This is a genomic window from Myxococcus sp. AM010, from assembly GCF_013372585.1.
In the GTDB taxonomy this organism is placed as follows: Bacteria; Myxococcota; Myxococcia; order Myxococcales; family Myxococcaceae; genus Myxococcus; species Myxococcus vastator.
On record NZ_JABXEO010000083.1, the window covers coordinates 1 to 15047 of the forward strand.

14 protein-coding genes are annotated in these 15047 nt (G+C 70.1%); 12 read left to right on the plus strand and 2 right to left on the minus strand.

Going from position 1 to position 15047, the window contains the following annotated elements:
• Positions 1–133 precede the first annotated feature (133 nt).
• The 5 genes from HV826_RS29275 (at position 134) to HV826_RS29295 (ending at position 5659) form a co-directional block, all read left to right on the plus strand.
• Complete coding sequence (locus tag HV826_RS29275; RefSeq protein WP_176420326.1) at positions 134–1042, plus strand: phosphatase PAP2 family protein; 909 nt, start codon at positions 134–136, stop codon at positions 1040–1042.
• Positions 1043–1079: 37 nt separating this feature from the next.
• Positions 1080–2270 carry an aminotransferase class I/II-fold pyridoxal phosphate-dependent enzyme gene (locus tag HV826_RS29280; protein ID WP_176420328.1) on the plus strand — a complete coding sequence of 397 codons (1191 nt, stop codon included), beginning with the start codon at positions 1080–1082 and terminating at the stop codon, positions 2268–2270.
• Positions 2267–2995, plus strand: a complete 729-nt coding sequence (locus HV826_RS29285) for a class I SAM-dependent methyltransferase (protein WP_176420330.1) — start codon at positions 2267–2269, stop codon at positions 2993–2995. Before HV826_RS29280 ends, HV826_RS29285 begins: the two co-directional genes overlap by 4 nt.
• The gene (locus tag HV826_RS29290; RefSeq protein ID WP_176420332.1) at positions 2988–3965 is read left to right on the plus strand and encodes a hydroxymethylglutaryl-CoA lyase; all 978 of its coding nucleotides are present in this window, start codon (positions 2988–2990) and stop codon (positions 3963–3965) included. The genes HV826_RS29285 and HV826_RS29290 overlap by 8 nt, the downstream gene beginning before the upstream one ends.
• Positions 3966–4120: 155 nt before the next feature.
• On the plus strand, positions 4121–5659 hold the full coding sequence (locus HV826_RS29295) for a methyl-accepting chemotaxis protein (RefSeq protein WP_176420334.1): 1539 nt from the start codon (positions 4121–4123) through the stop codon (positions 5657–5659).
• A gap of 59 nt (positions 5660–5718) precedes the next feature.
• Here HV826_RS29295 and HV826_RS29300 read toward each other — a convergent pair whose 3' ends face one another.
• The gene (locus tag HV826_RS29300) at positions 5719–7683 is read right to left on the minus strand and encodes a TIM44-like domain-containing protein (RefSeq protein ID WP_176420336.1); all 1965 of its coding nucleotides are present in this window, start codon (positions 7681–7683) and stop codon (positions 5719–5721) included.
• 103 nt (positions 7684–7786) lie between these two features.
• On the opposite strand from HV826_RS29300, the gene HV826_RS29305 reads away from it, so the two are divergent.
• On the plus strand, positions 7787–8563 hold the full coding sequence (locus tag HV826_RS29305; RefSeq protein WP_176420338.1) for an enoyl-CoA hydratase-related protein: 777 nt from the start codon (positions 7787–7789) through the stop codon (positions 8561–8563).
• A gap of 97 nt (positions 8564–8660) precedes the next feature.
• On the opposite strand, the gene HV826_RS29310 is transcribed toward HV826_RS29305, so the two are convergent.
• Positions 8661–9020 carry a YtxH domain-containing protein gene (locus tag HV826_RS29310; RefSeq protein WP_176420340.1) on the minus strand — a complete coding sequence of 120 codons (360 nt, stop codon included), beginning with the start codon at positions 9018–9020 and terminating at the stop codon, positions 8661–8663.
• Positions 9021–9223: 203 nt separating this feature from the next.
• On the opposite strand from HV826_RS29310, the gene HV826_RS29315 reads away from it, so the two are divergent.
• The 6 genes from HV826_RS29315 (at position 9224) to HV826_RS29340 (ending at position 14964) form a co-directional block, all read left to right on the plus strand.
• A complete protein-coding gene (locus HV826_RS29315) occupies positions 9224–10753 on the plus strand; it encodes an acyl-CoA carboxylase subunit beta (protein ID WP_176420342.1) in 1530 nt (509 codons plus the stop codon).
• 69 nt (positions 10754–10822) lie between these two features.
• Positions 10823–11968 (plus strand): acyl-CoA dehydrogenase family protein, encoded by a 1146-nt coding sequence (locus HV826_RS29320; RefSeq protein WP_176420344.1) that lies wholly within the window; start codon positions 10823–10825, stop codon positions 11966–11968.
• Entirely contained in the window at positions 11968–12831 is an 864-nt protein-coding gene (locus tag HV826_RS29325; RefSeq protein WP_176420345.1) for a hypothetical protein, read from the plus strand. The genes HV826_RS29320 and HV826_RS29325 overlap by 1 nt, the downstream gene beginning before the upstream one ends.
• A gap of 22 nt (positions 12832–12853) precedes the next feature.
• Complete coding sequence (gene rnc, locus HV826_RS29330) at positions 12854–13609, plus strand: ribonuclease III (RefSeq protein ID WP_176420376.1); 756 nt, start codon at positions 12854–12856, stop codon at positions 13607–13609.
• 47 nt (positions 13610–13656) lie between these two features.
• Entirely contained in the window at positions 13657–14364 is a 708-nt protein-coding gene (locus HV826_RS29335) for a peptidylprolyl isomerase (RefSeq protein ID WP_176420346.1), read from the plus strand.
• Positions 14365–14367: 3 nt separating this feature from the next.
• On the plus strand, positions 14368–14964 hold the full coding sequence (locus HV826_RS29340) for a peptidylprolyl isomerase (protein ID WP_176420348.1): 597 nt from the start codon (positions 14368–14370) through the stop codon (positions 14962–14964).
• The last annotated feature ends 83 nt before the right edge of the window (positions 14965–15047 follow it).

Consider the following 15047-nt stretch of genomic DNA (forward strand, 5'->3'; position numbering starts at 1 on the left):
AGAATGGGGTGGCGGGGAAGGGGGCGGTCGTTCAGAGCCTCGAACTCGGCGATTCTGGCGCGCGAGCCGCGCCGCCGGGGGAGCGTAAGTCGGCGTGAGTGCCTGGGTTTCCCAAAGCGTTCGCGGTGGTGAGGTGCGGGTCCAGTTGACCACCGTGGACCTCATCGTCGTCGTGTCCTGCGCGCTGGCGGCGCTGCTCCTGCTGGGGCCGGGCCGCTGGGCGCCGGGGGCGCTGCGCTGCGCGGGGTTGTTCGCGCTGATGGGCGTGGGGCCGCTCGTGCTCCGCACGCTGGCCGCGTCATTCCCGGGGCACCGGTGGCTCCACGTCCTCGCGGACTGGTGGCTGCTGCCCACGGCGGTGCTGACGCATGACTGGCTGGCTCCCGTGGTGGACACGGTGAACCCCCTCCTCAAGGACGCGCAGCTGGTGGCGGCCGACCAGCGGCTCTTCGGCATGCAGGCGGCGGTGGTGCTGTCGCGCGTCGTCCCGGCGTGGCTCAACGACATCCTGCTGGTCTGCTACTACGGCCACTTCATCTGGGCGCTGGTGATGGGGCTGGTGCTCTACCGGCGCCCGGGCGGCGCGGAGTACAACGAATACCTCACCGCGCTGGGGCTGCTCTTCTGTCTCAACTACGCGGCCTATGTGCTGGTGCCCGCGGTGGGGCCACGCTACTTCCTCATCGACGCGTTCGATGGGCCGCTGCGTGGAACGCTGACGCCGCTGCTGGACTCGCTCATGCGCAAGCCGCTGTTCGCGCGTGACTGCTTCCCGTCGGGACACACCGGCGCCACGCTGCTGGTGCTGTATTACGCGTGGCGGTTCTCCCGCCGCGTCTTCTGGGTGATGTTGCTGCCGGGCCTGGGGCTCATCGCGGCCACGCTAGTGGGCCGCTTCCACTACGCCACGGACCTGCTCTGCGCGGTGCCCATGGTCATGGTGGTGACGGGGCTGGCGCTGGGCGTCTCCCGGGCGGCCCGCCAGCGGGAAGTGGTGAAGGACGCGCGTTCCGTGCCGGTGGACGCTATCGTCAGGCCCTGAGCGCCCGGCCGGTTCGCGGCGCGAGGAGCCGACGTCCATGTCCAGGCCCGTAGCCGCGCAGCGAGTCACCCGGTTCGCCACCACCGTCTTCTCTGAGTTCAGCGCCCTGGCCGCCCGCCACGGCGCGGTGAACCTGGGGCAGGGGTTCCCGGACTTCGACGGCCCAGAGGCCATCAAGGAAGCAGCGCGGCGCGCCATCCGCGACGGGGGCAATCAGTACGCCATGGGCGCGGGCGCCCGGGAGCTGCGCGTGGCCATCGCCGAGCACTCGGCGCGCTTCCACGGCCAGGCGGTGGACCCGGACACCATGGTGACGGTGACGAGCGGCGCCACCGAGGCCATCCTCGACACGCTGCTGGGGCTGGTGGACCCGGGCGACGAGGTGGTCGCCTTCGAGCCCTTCTACGACTCCTACGACGCCAACATCACCTTCGTGGGGGCCACCGCGCGCTTCGTGCCGCTGCGCCCGCCGGACGCGGACCACGCGCAGTGGTGGTTCGACCGGGACGAGGTCCGCGCCGCCTTCGGTCCGCGCACCCGGCTGCTCATCCTCAACACGCCGCACAACCCGACGGGGAAGGTGTTCACCCGCGACGAGCTGACGTTCCTGGGCGAGCTGTGCGCCGAGTTCGACGTGAAGGTCCTCTCCGACGAGGTGTACGAGCACATCGTCTTCGCGCCCGCGCGCCACCTGCGTCCGGCCACGCTGCCCGGGCTGGCCGAGCGCACCGTGACGGTGAGCAGCGGCGGGAAGACGTTCAGCCTCACGGGCTGGAAGGTGGGCTGGGTCATCGCGCCGCCGCCGCTGCGGGACGCGGTGCAGCGGGCCCACCAGTTCGTGACCTTCGCCACCGCCGCGCCGCTGCAGGCCGCCATGGCGGAGGCGCTGCGGCTGCCGGACGCGTACTTCACGGCGCTGACGGCGTCCTACGCGGCGAAGCGGGAGCGGCTGCTCACCGGGCTGCGCGAGGCCGGGCTGACGGCGTTCGCCCCGGAGGGCAGCTACTTCATCCTCGCGGACATCGCGCGCCAGGGCTTCGCCGATGACGTGGCCTTCTGCCGCCACCTGGTGTCCGAGGTGGGCGTGGCGGCCATTCCGCCCAGCGTCTTCTATGGCCCCCAGCACCGGCACCTGGGGCAGGGGCTGGCCCGCTTCGCCTTCTGCAAGACGGAGGCGGTGCTGGACGAAGCCGTGCGGCGCCTGCGCGCGGGCCTGCCGTCGCGATGAGCTTCTTCGGGGAGCTCTACCTGCGCAGCACGCTGCCGTTCCTGTCGGAGGCCGTCACCGCGCGCGAGGTGGACTACCTGGCCCGGGCCTTCGCGGACGTGGCGGGGCCGGCGCCGGTGGTGGACCTGGGGTGCGGTCATGGCCGTCACGCGGCGCGGTTGAACGCAGCGGGGCCTCTGGCGGGGCGCGTCATCGGGCTGGAGTTGGACGCGCTGTCCCTGGCCATGCGGCGCCCGGGCTTCCCGGCGGTCCAGGGAGACTTGCGGGCCCTGCCGTTTCGCGAGGCGTCCCTGGCGGGGGCCTATGCCTGGTACTCGACGCTGGCCGCCTTCACGGATGGCGAGCACATGCACATCCTCCGCGAGGTCGCGCGCGTGCTGCGGCCAGGAGGACGGTGGGTGTTCCAGACGGTGCCGTTTGAGCGACTGGCGGCGTCCCCCCGGGCGGCCTTCCGCGAGACGCTGCCGGATGGAAGCGTCCTGGAGGAGGAGAGCTGCTTCGACGCCTCGACGGGGCGGGACGAGGGACAGCGGACGCTGACCTCCCCGGAGGGGCGATGCCTGCGCGCATCCTATTCCCTTCGTTACTATCCCCTTGCGGATTGGGTGCGGCTGTTGGAAAGCACGGGGTTTTCCGTTGTCTGGGTGCACGGTGGCCTGGCGGGTGAGCCGCTGGACGCGCAGTCAACCGACCTGATTGTGGGAGCGGAGCGGCGCCATGGCTGAGCTGAAGGAACACTCCAGGGCGAGGTTGGGCTGGCTGGGCCAGTTGCCCAGGCAGGTCGACGTCTACGAAGTCGGCCCCCGGGACGGCTTGCAGAACGAGCTGCGCACGCTGCCCACGCGGGACAAGGCGCGCCTCATCAACGCGCTGGTGGCCGCGGGGGAGAAGCGCATCGAGGTGACGTCGTTCGTGTCACCCAAGTGGATTCCCCAGCTCGCGGACGCCGAGGAGCTGCTGCGGCTGGTGGGCCGGCGCGAGGGCGTCGTGTTCTCCGCGCTGGTGCCCAACCTCAAGGGCCTGGAGCGCGCGAAGGAGGCGGGCCTGGAGGAGGCCGCCGTCTTCATCTCCGCCTCCGAGGCGCACTCGAAGAAGAACATCAACAAGAGCATCGCCGAGGCCGTGGTGGGGGCGCGCGAGGTGACGGCCTCCGCGCTCCAGGCGGGCATGCGCGTGCGCGGCTACCTGTCCACCGTCTGGGGCTGCCCCTATGAGGGCGACGTCCCGGTGGAGCGCGTGGTGGACATCTGCCGGCGGCTCGTGGACGCGGGCATCTACCAGCTCAGCCTGGGAGACACGATTGGCATCGGCACGCCGCGCCAGACGGAAAACCTCCTGGAGGCGCTGCTGAAGCACCTCCCCGTGGAGAAGCTGGCGCTGCACCTGCACGACACGCGCGGCACCGCGCTGGCGAACGCGCTGGTGGGCCTGTCCGCGGGCGTGACGACGTTCGACGCCAGCATCGGCGGCCTGGGGGGGTGTCCCTATGCCCCGGGCGCCGCGGGGAACCTGGCCACCGAGGACGCCGTCTTCATGCTCCATGGCATGGGCGTGGACACGGGCATCAACCTGGACCGGCTGGTGGAGGCCGGGGAGATTGCCCAGGAGCTCATCGGCCGGAAGCTGGCGGGCAAGTACCTCCAGGCCGCCCTGGGCGAGCGCGAGAAGAAGGCCACCCGCCGGGCCCAGACGTGAGCGGGCTCCGTGAAGCATGGGGGTCGCGATGCACCCGGTAGTCCTAGTAGTCGGTTATCATTGAAAAATTCCGTCCGGACTTACGCTTCGAGGTGATGCGCGGATAGGCTTGGGGTCGTTTCAACCCCACCTGCTGCCTCGACAGGAAGTGCCGGATGAACGTTTCGCTCGATGCCGACGTCCTCGCGCGACGTTCGCGGTCGTTGTTCGAGGCGAACCAGGAGGCGCTGGGCCGCCGCACGGACCGGATGTTCGCCGTGCTGATGGTGCTTCAGTGGATCGCCGGGCTGGTGGTGGCCCTGCTGCTGTCCCCTCGGACCTGGAGCGGGACGTCCAGTCAGGTCCATCCCCACGTCTGGGCGGCGGCGGGGTTGGGGACCCTGCTGGCGAGCCTGCCGGTAGCCATGGCGTGGACCCTGCCGGGGCGGGAGGCCACGCGGTTCGTCATCGCCACGGCGCAGGCGCTGGTGTCGGGGCTGCTCATCCACTTGACGGATGGGCGCATCGAAACGCACTTCCACATCTTCGGCACCCTGGCGCTGCTGGCCATGTACCGGGACGTGCGCGTGCTGTTCCTGTACTCGGCGCTGGTGGCGGCGGACCACCTGCTTCGCGGCCTGTACTGGCCCGTGTCCATCTTCGGCGTGGAGGCCGCCAGTCCCTGGCGCGCGTGGGAGCACATCGCCTGGGTGGTGTTCGAGAACGTGTTCCTCGTGATTGGCGGGCGCGGCGCGGTGAAGGATGCCCGGGAGCTGGCGGCGCGGCAGGCGTGGCTGGAGCTGTCGCAGGGGGAGGTCCGCACGCGGGTGGTTGAGCCGCTGGTGGACTCGGCGCGGGCGTTGACGGAGGCGACCCATTCGCTCGTGTCGAGCACGGATGACCAGCGCGCGATGCTGTCGCGTCAGTCCGCGGCGCTCACGCAGACGCAGGCGGCGACGAACGAGATGCAGCGGGCGTCGTCCACGGCCTCGCGTCAGGCGGACGCCATCCTCGCCTCCACGCTCCAGGCGGGGGACGTGGGGGCCGACGCCGAGGCCATGCTGGGCCAGAGCATGGAGGGCTTGGAGGCCATCCGCGCGCAGGTGATGGAGATGGCCGGGCTCCTGCGCGGCCTGGACGGCCAGACGCGGCGGCTCTCCAGCGTCACCCTGGCGGTGAAGGACCTGGCGGACCAGTCTCACATGGTGGCGGTGAACGCGGCCATCGAGGCGGCGCGCGCGGGGGAGCACGGCAAGGGCTTCGCGGTGGTGGCCACGGAGATGCGGCGGCTCGCGCGGCAATCCGTCCGGGCGGCGGGGCAGGTGAGCGGCATCCTGGACACCGCGCACCAGTCGCTCCAGCACGTCGTGGAGCTCTCCCTGAAGGGCGCGGACCGGATGGCACAGGACATCGAGGTGGTGCGCGCGTCCGGGGAGCGTCTGCGCGGCCTGTCCATCATGCTGCGCACCAGCACCGACGGGGTGCAGCAGGTTTCAGCGGCGGTGGCGCGGCAGGCCGCGGGCGTGGCGCAGATCTCCGGCGCGGTGGATGAGCTGTCCACGATGATGAAGCAGACGCTGGGGCGGGTCGAACAGACGACCACCGCCGCCCAGACACTTCGCGGGGTGACGGGCCGCGTCCAGGGCGTCATTGAGACCTACCAGGGCGCGGAAGGGGACGCGGCGCCCGGTGGCGGGGCGGCGCACCGCTCCTGACGCCTCCGGCGCTCGCGCCCGAGGCGACGCTCGGGCGCGAGGTGCTCCAGGGAGGGGCCCTACCGCCCGTCAATCAACGACGCCAGCCGGTCCTCAAGCCCGAGGTGGGCGGCGGCGCGCTCCAGCATCCGCCGCTCCTTGCGGTCGATGCGGCCGTCCACCAGCGCCATCTCCACGATGTTGCGCAGGAACACCTCCGCCTCGGGGCTGCCCTTCGCCGCCAGGCGGTCGAAGAGCTGGGGCCCCATGCTCAGCGCCAGCTCCACGTTGTCCCACACCACGCCCCAGCGCTCCGCGCACAGCTTCAGCAGCTTGCGCTCCGCGGACGTCACCTCGCCGTCGGCGGCGGCGATGGCGGCCATCATGTACAGCAGGCGCTGCCGCTCCTGGACATCCATCACCGCGTCCTCGGGCCGGGGCGCAGCGGCCGGGCCACCCATGCCCTGTCGCGGCGCGGCCCTGCGCGGGGGGAGGGTCCGGAACCGCGCGTCCTCGTCCGCGTTCCACGCCTCGAACGTGCGCGCCTCCGCGAGCACCCAGTCGCGCTCACCGGTAGACAGCGGCGTGCCGCAGTATTCGCAGTCCGTGGCGGCGCTGTTCGTCAGGGGCGCGTTGCACTGCGGGCAGCGGTCCGTGGACATGCCGTTGGCGGTGTTCGTCTTCGCGCCGTGCTTGCGCGTCAGCGTGAAGATGTGGCGCTGGGGCACGGTGGCCCGGGAGGAGGGCGGCTCCTTGATGGCCCCGATGCCCATGCGCGCGCTCCAGCGAAGCTCCACGTGCGCCACGTCGTCGCCCTGGGGATTCACCTGGAAGGCGCGCACGTCCGCGGAGCCCACGGCGCACTCCAGGAACATGCGGCGGCGGCCCTGTCGTCCCAGCGCCTCCAGCTCCGACTCCAGCCGCTGCACCAGGTCCGCCCGGGCCACCTTGGCCAGCGGCTTCATGTCCCGGCGGCTCTGCGCGTCAATCCACTTCCAGAACAGCAGCGACGCGCGGTCCTCCAGCATCTCCAGGTTGAGCGCCGGGTCGGCCTCGCGCGCCTGCATCAGCCCGTCCACCGTCTTGTGGTACGGCGCGTGCTCGATGCCCTGCGTGATTTCGGACAGCGTCCAGTCGTAGTTGCCGGAGTTCACCACCGCGCCGCAGAACTCGCAGGTGTTGGCCGCGCCGCCGTTGAAGGGCGCGCCGCAGTTGGGGCATTTGCCCTGGAACAGGTCCGCGCCCACGCGCGTCTGCGCCCCCGGCTTGCGCACGAAGGTCCAGACCTCCGTGAAGGCCTCGTTGGGGGCCTTGCGCGCGGCCTCGGTGGCCTGCGCGTCGGTGAAGGACACGGGCACGTCGGTGTCGCGCATCCGCGCGTGGACCCGGACGTGGATGCTGTCGAACCACGGGCTCTGGTCCAGGCCGATGAGCTGGAGCTCCAGCACCTCGAAGTCGGTGATGGCGTCCCGCACGCCCTGCGCGCGCATCAGCTCCAACTGGACACCGAAGCGCTGGAAGGTGGCGTCCGACAGGAAGGGCCGCACCGGCGTCATGTCCCGGAGGAACCACGCCTGCTGCAGCTCCATGAACAGCCACTTCGTCTTCTCCAGCATCGGCGCCAGCGCGAAGGCGGGGTCCTTCAGCCGGAGGGCGTTCACCCAGCCCTGCACGTCCCGCTGGGATACCTGGGTGCGCTGGTACGCCTCGCGCTGCTCCAGGGCGCGCTTCGTGGTGGCGTCCGGGTGCAGGTTGCGGCGGTACAGCCAGTACACGACGCCGCCAACGCAGAGCAGCGGCAGCATGACCTTGGGGTAGCGCCAGACGAGGCTGAAGAGCTGGTAGACGACCCAGAGCGCGACGCCGTCCCCGTCTCCGCCGCCGCGGCCACCGCCGTTGCCGGACGAGGGGCGGGAGTAGTGCTCGCCGCCGCCGCCGCGCCCCAGGGCTTCGAGCGGGAGCAGGAGCGCCACGTAGGCGATGGCGGGCAGCCAGGGGGCCCACCGGGAGAGTCGGTGCGAGATGAAGCGCGGAGGCGTGGCCATGTCTCCCATGCTAACCGTTTCCGCCTTGCCAGACCCGGCTTATGGACGCACTCTGCCGCGGCCCAGCGCAGCCCGCCTGCCAGGCCGGGAAAGGGGAGCGAACATGCCGGAATTCAAGGTCGACGCACGCGGTCCCATCGAAATCTGGACCATCGACGGCGAGAGCCGCCGCAATGCCATCAGCCGCGCCATGCTGAAGGAGCTGGGCGAGCTGGTGACCCGCGTGTCTTCCAATCGAGACGTGCGCGCCGTCGTCATCACCGGCGCGGGCGACAAGGCCTTCTGCGCCGGCGCCGACCTGAAGGAGCGCGCCACCATGGCCGAGGACGAGGTCCGCGCCTTCCTGGACGGACTGCGCCGCACCTTCCGCGCGCTCGAGAAGAGCGACTGCGTCTTCATCGCCGCCATCAACGGCGCGGCCTTCGGCGGTGGCACGGAGCTGGCGCTCGCGTGTGACTTGCGCGTGGCGGCCCCGGCCGCGGAGCTGGGCCTCACCGAGGTGAAGCTGGGCATCATCCCCGGCGGCGGAGGCACGCAGCGCCTGGCGCGCCTGGTGGGTCCGGGCCGCGCCAAGGACCTCATCCTCACCGCCCGCCGCGTCAACGCCGCCGAGGCCTTCAGCGTGGGCCTGGTGAACCGGCTGGCGCCGGAGGGCCACCTGCTGGCCGTGGCGTACGGGGTGGCGGAGTCGGTGGTGGAGAACGCGCCCATCGCCGTGGCCACGGCCAAGCACGCCATCGACGAGGGCACGGGCCTGGAGCTGGACGACGCGCTGGCGCTGGAGCTGCGCAAGTACGAGGAGATCCTCAAGACGGAGGACCGGCTGGAGGGCCTGCGCGCCTTCGCGGAGAAGCGCGCCCCCGTCTACAAGGGCCGCTAGCCCGCACGAAAGAGGTCGGGGACGGAAGGCCCGGTCCGCGCCGGTGCCCCGTCCCCGAAGGTTCATCACGTCATGGCCCGAAGGCCGCGCGCGCCGCTCAGGCGTTCGCGGTGCGCTCCTGGCCCAGGTTGACGTGCTGCTTGTTCATGTAGGCGGAGGCCTTGTCCTTCACGGTGGTCCGCAGCTCGGTGCCCGTCTTCGGGGCCATCAGCAGGGCCGCCACGCCACCCGCGGCCACGCCGAGGAGGAAGACGCCCAGGCTGCCCAGGCCCGCGCGCGCCGGCTTGTAGGTCGTCAATCCCACATGCCGCAGCACGTCATCCGGCTCGAAGTCATCCCAGCGGTTCCGCGCCACGCGCGGCAGGTCATTGATGAGCTTGTGGGCCAGCCACTTGCGGTACAGGTCGCTCCGGGCGATTCCCTTGGCCATCCACTTGCCTTTCTTCGCTGCGAACATGCGTCCCTCCTGGGCCCGATGGTTGCCGGGTGCGCGTCACTCGCGAGCGCGCCCCCGTTACGCACCAAGGTAGGCAGGGGAGCCTGGAGCGGCATCCCCCGCGGGGACTGTTCTGTGCGGTGCGTCGTCTGCCTGTCACGCCGCGCCGGTCCCCCAGCGAGAAGGCAGCCAGCCGTAGCCCTTTCTGCTATGTGCCACGGGCCATGTCCCAAGACTCGAGACTGCTGGAGAAGATCGCCCAGGTGGAGAAGGGTGGCTCGCAGAAGTACCACGCGAAGAACACGGAGGCGGGCAAGCTCTTCGCCCGCGAGCGCATCCGCCTGCTGGTGGATGAAGGCTCCTTCGTGGAGGACGCGAAGCTCGCCAACAACCTGGACCCGGACCTGCCCTCGGATGGGGTCGTCATCGGCGTGGGCAAGGTGGCCGGGCGCACCGTGGCCATCATGGCCAACGACTCCACGGTGAAGGCCGGGAGCTGGGGCGCCCGCACGGTGGAGAAGATCCTCCGCATCCAGGAGACGGCCCGCGACCTGCGCTGCCCGCTGTTCTACCTGGTGGACTCGGCGGGTGCCCGCATCACCGACCAGGTGGAGATGTTCCCCGGTCGCCGGGGCGCCGGCCGCATCTTCTACAACGAGGTGCACATGTCAGGCTTCGTGCCGCAGGTGTGCCTGCTCTTCGGGCCGTCCGCCGCCGGTGGCGCGTACATCCCCGCGTTCTGCGACCTGGTCATCATGGTGGAAGGCAATGCCTCCATGTACCTGGGCAGCCCGCGCATGGCGGAGATGGTCATCGGCGAGAAGGTGACCCTGGAGGAGATGGGCGGCGCGAAGATGCACTGCTCCGTCTCCGGCGTGGGCGACGTGCTGGTGAAGACGGAGCAGGAGGCCATCGAGGCGGCGAAGAAGTACATCGGCTACTTCCCGGAGAACTTCTCCCAGACGCCGCCGCGCGCCGAGCCCAAGGCCCCCAAGGCCAGCGGCAAGAAGGTGGAGGAGATCGTCCCCGTCGACCAGAACAAGCCCTTCAACATGCATGAGCTCATCAACGAGCTCATCGACGAGGGCAGCTGGTTCGAGGTGAAGAAGCTCTTCGCCCAGGAGCTCGTCACCGGCCTGGCCCGCATCGACGGCCGCCCGGTGGGCATCGTCGCCAACCAGCCCAAGTACAAGGGCGGCGTGCTCTTCGTTGACAGCGCGGACAAGGCGGCCCGCTTCATCTGGCTGTGTGATGCCTTCAACATCCCGCTGCTCTACCTGGCGGACGTGCCGGGCTTCATGATTGGCACCAAGGTGGAGCGCGCGGGCATCATCCGCGCCGGCGCGAAGATGATCTCCGCCGTGTCCGAGGCCAGCGTGCCCCGTATCTGCGTGGTGGTCCGCAAGGCCTACGGCGCCGGCCTCTACGCCATGAGCGGCCCCGGCTTCGCTCCGGACGCCACCATCGCGCTGCCCGGCGCGATGATCGCCGTCATGGGCCCGGAGGCGGCGGTGAACGCCGTCTACTACAACAAGATTCAAGAGCTGCCGGAGGCCGAGCGGCCCGCCTACGTCCAGAAGCTGCGCGACGAGTACAAGCAGGACGTGGACATCTACAAGCTGGCCAGCGAGCTCGTCATTGACGACATCGTCCCGGGTGACCGGCTGCGTCAAGAGCTCACCCAGCGCTACGGCGTCTACTCGCAGCGGCAGCAGCCCCGTGCGGAAAAGAAACACGGCGTCTATCCGGTTTGAGTAGGTAGCGTTACCCCACCTCCAAGGCCCGGGCTGCGCCTGGGCCGTCTGCTATAGATCCTGCTGACCATGGATTTTGACCTTCCTGAAAGCCATCGCGCCCTCCAGTCCTCCCTCCGTGACTTCTGCGAACGGCGGGTGAAGCCGTATGCCCGCGAGTGGGACAAGGACGAGAAGTTCCCCATGGAGGTCGTCCGGGAGCTGGGGCAGCTTGGAGTGATGGGCATGCTGGTCGCCGAGGAGTTCGGCGGAGCGGCCATGGACTCGCTCGCCGTGGCGGTGGCGGTGGAGGAGATCGCCCGCTACGACGGCTCGCTCGCGCTGACGGTGGCCAGCCACAATGGCCTGGGCACCAGCCACCTGCGCGTGTTCGGCTCGGACGCGCAGCGCCAGAAGTACCTGCCCAGGCTCGCCACCGGTGAGTACCTGGGCGCGTGGGGCCTGACGGAGCCCGGGTCCGGCTCGGACGCGTCGAGCATGAAGACCACGGCCGTGCGCAAGGGCGACGGCTGGGTGCTCAACGGCGCGAAGATGTTCATCACCCAGGGCACGGTGGGGGACGTGTTCGTGGTGCTGGCCGTCACCTCGCCGCAGAAGCGACAGAAGGGCATCACCGCCTTCCTGCTGGAGAAGGGCCAGCCGGGCTTCAGCCAGCGCCCCATCCACGGGAAGCTGGGCATGCGCTCGTCGGACACGGCCGAGCTCATCCTGGAGAACGTGGAGCTGCCGGACTCGGCTCGCGTGGGCGAGCTGGACCACGGCTTCATCGACACGATGAAGATTTTGGACCGCGGCCGCATCACCATTGGCGCGCTGGCGGTGGGCCTGGGCCGGGGCGCCCTGGAGGAGTCCATTGGTTACTCGCGCGAGCGCACCGCGTTCGGCCAGCCCATCAGCGAGTTCCAGGGCCTGCGCTGGATGATGGCGGACATGAAGACGGAGCTGGACGCCGCGCGGCTCCTGGTCCACCGCGCGGCGAAGCTGGCCGACGAGGGCAAGCCCTATTCGAGGGAGGCCTCCATGGGGAAGCTGTTCGCCTCCGAGGCGGCCATGCGGGCGTGCAACAAGGCCGTGCAGATCCACGGTGGGTACGGTTACACCCGCGAGTTCCCCGTCGAGCGCTACCTGCGCGACGCCAAGCTGTGTGAGATCGGCGAGGGCACCAGCGAGATCCAGCGTACAATCATCGCCCGAGAAACCTTCAAAGGGGCTTGATGGACACCGCGCGGCTGGAAGGCCTCGGGCTGCAGTTGCGGGAGGACGCGGCCGGCACCGAGGCGGTGCTGGACCTGGAGTCGTCCCCGCTGGTCAATCCCGTCACCCGGGCGTTCATCCCGGAGGTGACCTTCCAGGTGATGGGGGACCGTCTCATCCCCATCGCGCCGCCCGCAGTGGTGGGGCTGGCGCCCATCCTGGTGGGCGCGCTCAGCGACGTGGCCGACATCGAGGCGCTGCTCGCGGACGCGTTCAACGAGCACATCTTCCACGTCCAGCGCCGCTCGGCGGAGCTCCAGGTGCTGGGGCTGACGCCGCGCGTGGAGCCGGAGACGCTGGAGCTGGCCACGGACGTGGTGGACGGGGAGCTGGTCGTCACGCTGGTGTCGGACCGGCTGGGCAACTTCCGCGTGGCCCGCGTGGCCCGGGGAAAAGAAGACCTTCCCACGGGCAGCGGCCACACGCTGGAGCTGTCGGAGTTCCGCGAGCGCGCGGCGCTGACGGGCTACCTGGTCGCGCTCTTTGGAGAGCCGGCGAGCCGCCCGCAGGCCGCGCCAGTGGGCGCCGGGCTGGTGCGCTTCTCCGACATCGTGGAGAAGTTCGGCGCGGAGGCGTTGGTGCCTCCTCGTAGCAGCCTGGAGCTGCTGGCGCAGTTGCAGGTGGAGGGCCGTCCGTACCGCTTCGCCGCCGCGAGGGTGGCGGGTCGCACCTTCCGGGGACTGCTGGCGGGTCCCCAGGGGAAGGAGTGGGCGGGGCGGTTCGAACTGGATGAGTTTCCAGGCATCGTGCGGATGGTGGCGGACCTGCTGAGGGTCCCTCCCGCGGCCGTGAGGCTGGTGGGCCCGGACGCGCCTCAGGAGTGATGCGTTGAGTGGTGCGGACAAGATGAGCCCGTTGGAGCGGGTTCAGTTGCTGGAGTCGCGGTTGGGGTTGAGCTTCTCCCGGATGGAGACGGCGCTGGAGGCCCTGACGCACAAGACGTACGTCAACGAGACGCGGGACAAGGAGCTGAAGGACAACCAGCGCCTGGAGTTCCTGGGCGACTCGGTGGTCAACCTGGCTGTCAGCCACCGGTTGATGGCGCGCTGCCCCGGCCTGCCCGAAGGCGACCTGACCAAGATGCGCGCCCGCGTCGTCAACGAGGATGGCCTGGCCCGCGTGGCCCGGACCATTCCCCTGGGCGACCTGCTGCTGCTGGGCCGGGGCGAACTCATGTCCGGCGGCCGGGAGAAGAACTCCGTCCTGGCGGACGCCCTGGAGGCCGTCTTCGGCGCGGTGTTCCTCACCAGCGGGCTGGACGCCGCGGTGGCGCTGGTGGACCGGTACTTCGCGGACCTGCTGGACGAGGTCTCCAACGGCCAGGGGCGGCTCGACTACAAGACGCTGCTCCAGGAGCTGGCCCACGAGCGGCTCAAGCTCCAGCCCCGCTACCGGGTGGTTTCCGAGTCCGGTCCGGAACACTCCAAGGTGTTCGAGGTGGAGCTGATGCTGGGGGAGACGGCCTTCGCCCGGGCCTCCGGCCGCAGCAAGAAGGAGGCGGAGCAGTCCGCCGCGCAGGCGACGCTGGAGAAGCTGCGGGAAGACGCCGCGTGTCCCACCTCCCCCCCGCCCGGAACGCCACGACACGACACCCCGGCGTGAAACCCCTTGGATGGGGCAGGGGGCGGCGCGTAAGGTGCCGCGCCGACATGCCCCCCGCCTCCCTCCGAAAGACGCTCGCGCTGGTGACCTGCCTGCTGGCGGGCTCCGTCCTCGCCGCTGACTCCGGCAAGTGGACGCGGAAGGCCGCGGCCGGCAAGGACCTGTACGCCACGCTCCAGACGAGCGAGGGCGCCATCGTCGTCCGGCTCTTCGCCAAGGACGCGCCCAGGACGGTGGCCAACTTCGTGGGGCTGGCCGCCGGTGAGAAGGAATGGCGGGACCCGAAGACGGAGAAGATGGCCAAGAAGCCGCTGTATGACGGCACGGTGTTCCACCGGGTGATTCCAGGCTTCATGATTCAGGGTGGAGACCCCACGGGGAGCGGCTTCGGCGACCCGGGCTACCGCTTTGCGGACGAGTTCCAGAGCGGCCGGACCTTCGACAAGCCGGGCCTGCTGGCCATGGCCAACGCGGGGCCCAACACCAACGGCAGCCAGTTCTTCATCACCACCTCCACGCCCAGGCACCTGGGCGGCAAGCACACCATCTTCGGTGAGGTGCTCAGCGGCTACGACGTGGTGGAGAAGATCAGCAACGTGCCCCGGGACAACCGGGACCGCCCGCGCACCGCGGTGGTACTCACCCGCGTGCTGCTGGGCGACAAGGCTCCCAAGGGCGTGACGGCCCCCGCGGCGAGCAAGGAAGCGGCGCCCCAGAAGGACGCGGGCGCGAAGACGGTTTCACCAAGGCCGTGACACATGACCGGGCTCGTCTTCGGACGGGTCCCCACACGGGAGGGTAGCATGGGAATGTTGGACGAGGCCCGCGCGGGCAATGACCTTTACGCCACCTTCGACACCACGGAGGGGCAGATCGTGGTGAAGCTGTTCGCGAAGGACGCGCCGAAGACGGTGAGCAGCTTCGTGGGCCTGGCGACGGGCGAGCTGCCCTTCCAGGATCCGAAGACGGGTGAGAAGACCCAGCGCCCCTACTACGATGGCATCATCTTCCACCGCGTGATTCCGGGCTTCATGATTCAGGGCGGAGACCCCACCGGCAGCGGCAGCGGTGGCCCGGGCTTCAACGTGGAGGACGAGTACCAGAGCGGCCGGACCTTCGACAAAGTGGGCCTGCTGGCCACGGCGAACGTCGGCCGCCCTAACACCAACGGCAGCCAGTTCTTCATCACCACGTCCAAGCCGACCTACCTCAACAACAAGCACACCATCTTCGGTGAGGTGCTCAGCGGCTACGACGTGGTGGAGAAGATCGCCGGCGCGCCGCGCGACGGGCGGGACTGCCCGCGCCAGGATGTCGTCATCAACAAGCTGACCATCTCCACGACCCAGCCGTAGCCTGTCCACTCGCCGCCCGTCCTGGCATGACCGGACGGGCGGTGGGCTGGTATAGGCGCTGTCCAGACGTTCCCTTTTCGGGC

Coding starts and splice junctions, on each gene's coding strand:
- HV826_RS29290 (WP_176420332.1), top strand. CDS start 2,988: ATGGCTGAGCTGAAGGAACACTCCAGGGCGAGGTTGGGCTGGCTGGGC.
- HV826_RS29310 (WP_176420340.1), bottom strand. CDS start 9,020: ATGTTCGCAGCGAAGAAAGGCAAGTGGATGGCCAAGGGAATCGCCCGG.
- HV826_RS29300 (WP_176420336.1), bottom strand. CDS start 7,683: ATGGCCACGCCTCCGCGCTTCATCTCGCACCGACTCTCCCGGTGGGCC.
- HV826_RS29335 (WP_176420346.1), top strand. CDS start 13,657: ATGCCCCCCGCCTCCCTCCGAAAGACGCTCGCGCTGGTGACCTGCCTG.
- HV826_RS29280 (WP_176420328.1), top strand. CDS start 1,080: ATGTCCAGGCCCGTAGCCGCGCAGCGAGTCACCCGGTTCGCCACCACC.
- HV826_RS29285 (WP_176420330.1), top strand. CDS start 2,267: ATGAGCTTCTTCGGGGAGCTCTACCTGCGCAGCACGCTGCCGTTCCTG.
- HV826_RS29320 (WP_176420344.1), top strand. CDS start 10,823: ATGGATTTTGACCTTCCTGAAAGCCATCGCGCCCTCCAGTCCTCCCTC.
- rnc (WP_176420376.1), top strand. CDS start 12,854: ATGAGCCCGTTGGAGCGGGTTCAGTTGCTGGAGTCGCGGTTGGGGTTG.
- HV826_RS29340 (WP_176420348.1), top strand. CDS start 14,368: ATGACCGGGCTCGTCTTCGGACGGGTCCCCACACGGGAGGGTAGCATG.
- HV826_RS29325 (WP_176420345.1), top strand. CDS start 11,968: ATGGACACCGCGCGGCTGGAAGGCCTCGGGCTGCAGTTGCGGGAGGAC.
- HV826_RS29295 (WP_176420334.1), top strand. CDS start 4,121: ATGAACGTTTCGCTCGATGCCGACGTCCTCGCGCGACGTTCGCGGTCG.
- HV826_RS29305 (WP_176420338.1), top strand. CDS start 7,787: ATGCCGGAATTCAAGGTCGACGCACGCGGTCCCATCGAAATCTGGACC.
- HV826_RS29315 (WP_176420342.1), top strand. CDS start 9,224: ATGTCCCAAGACTCGAGACTGCTGGAGAAGATCGCCCAGGTGGAGAAG.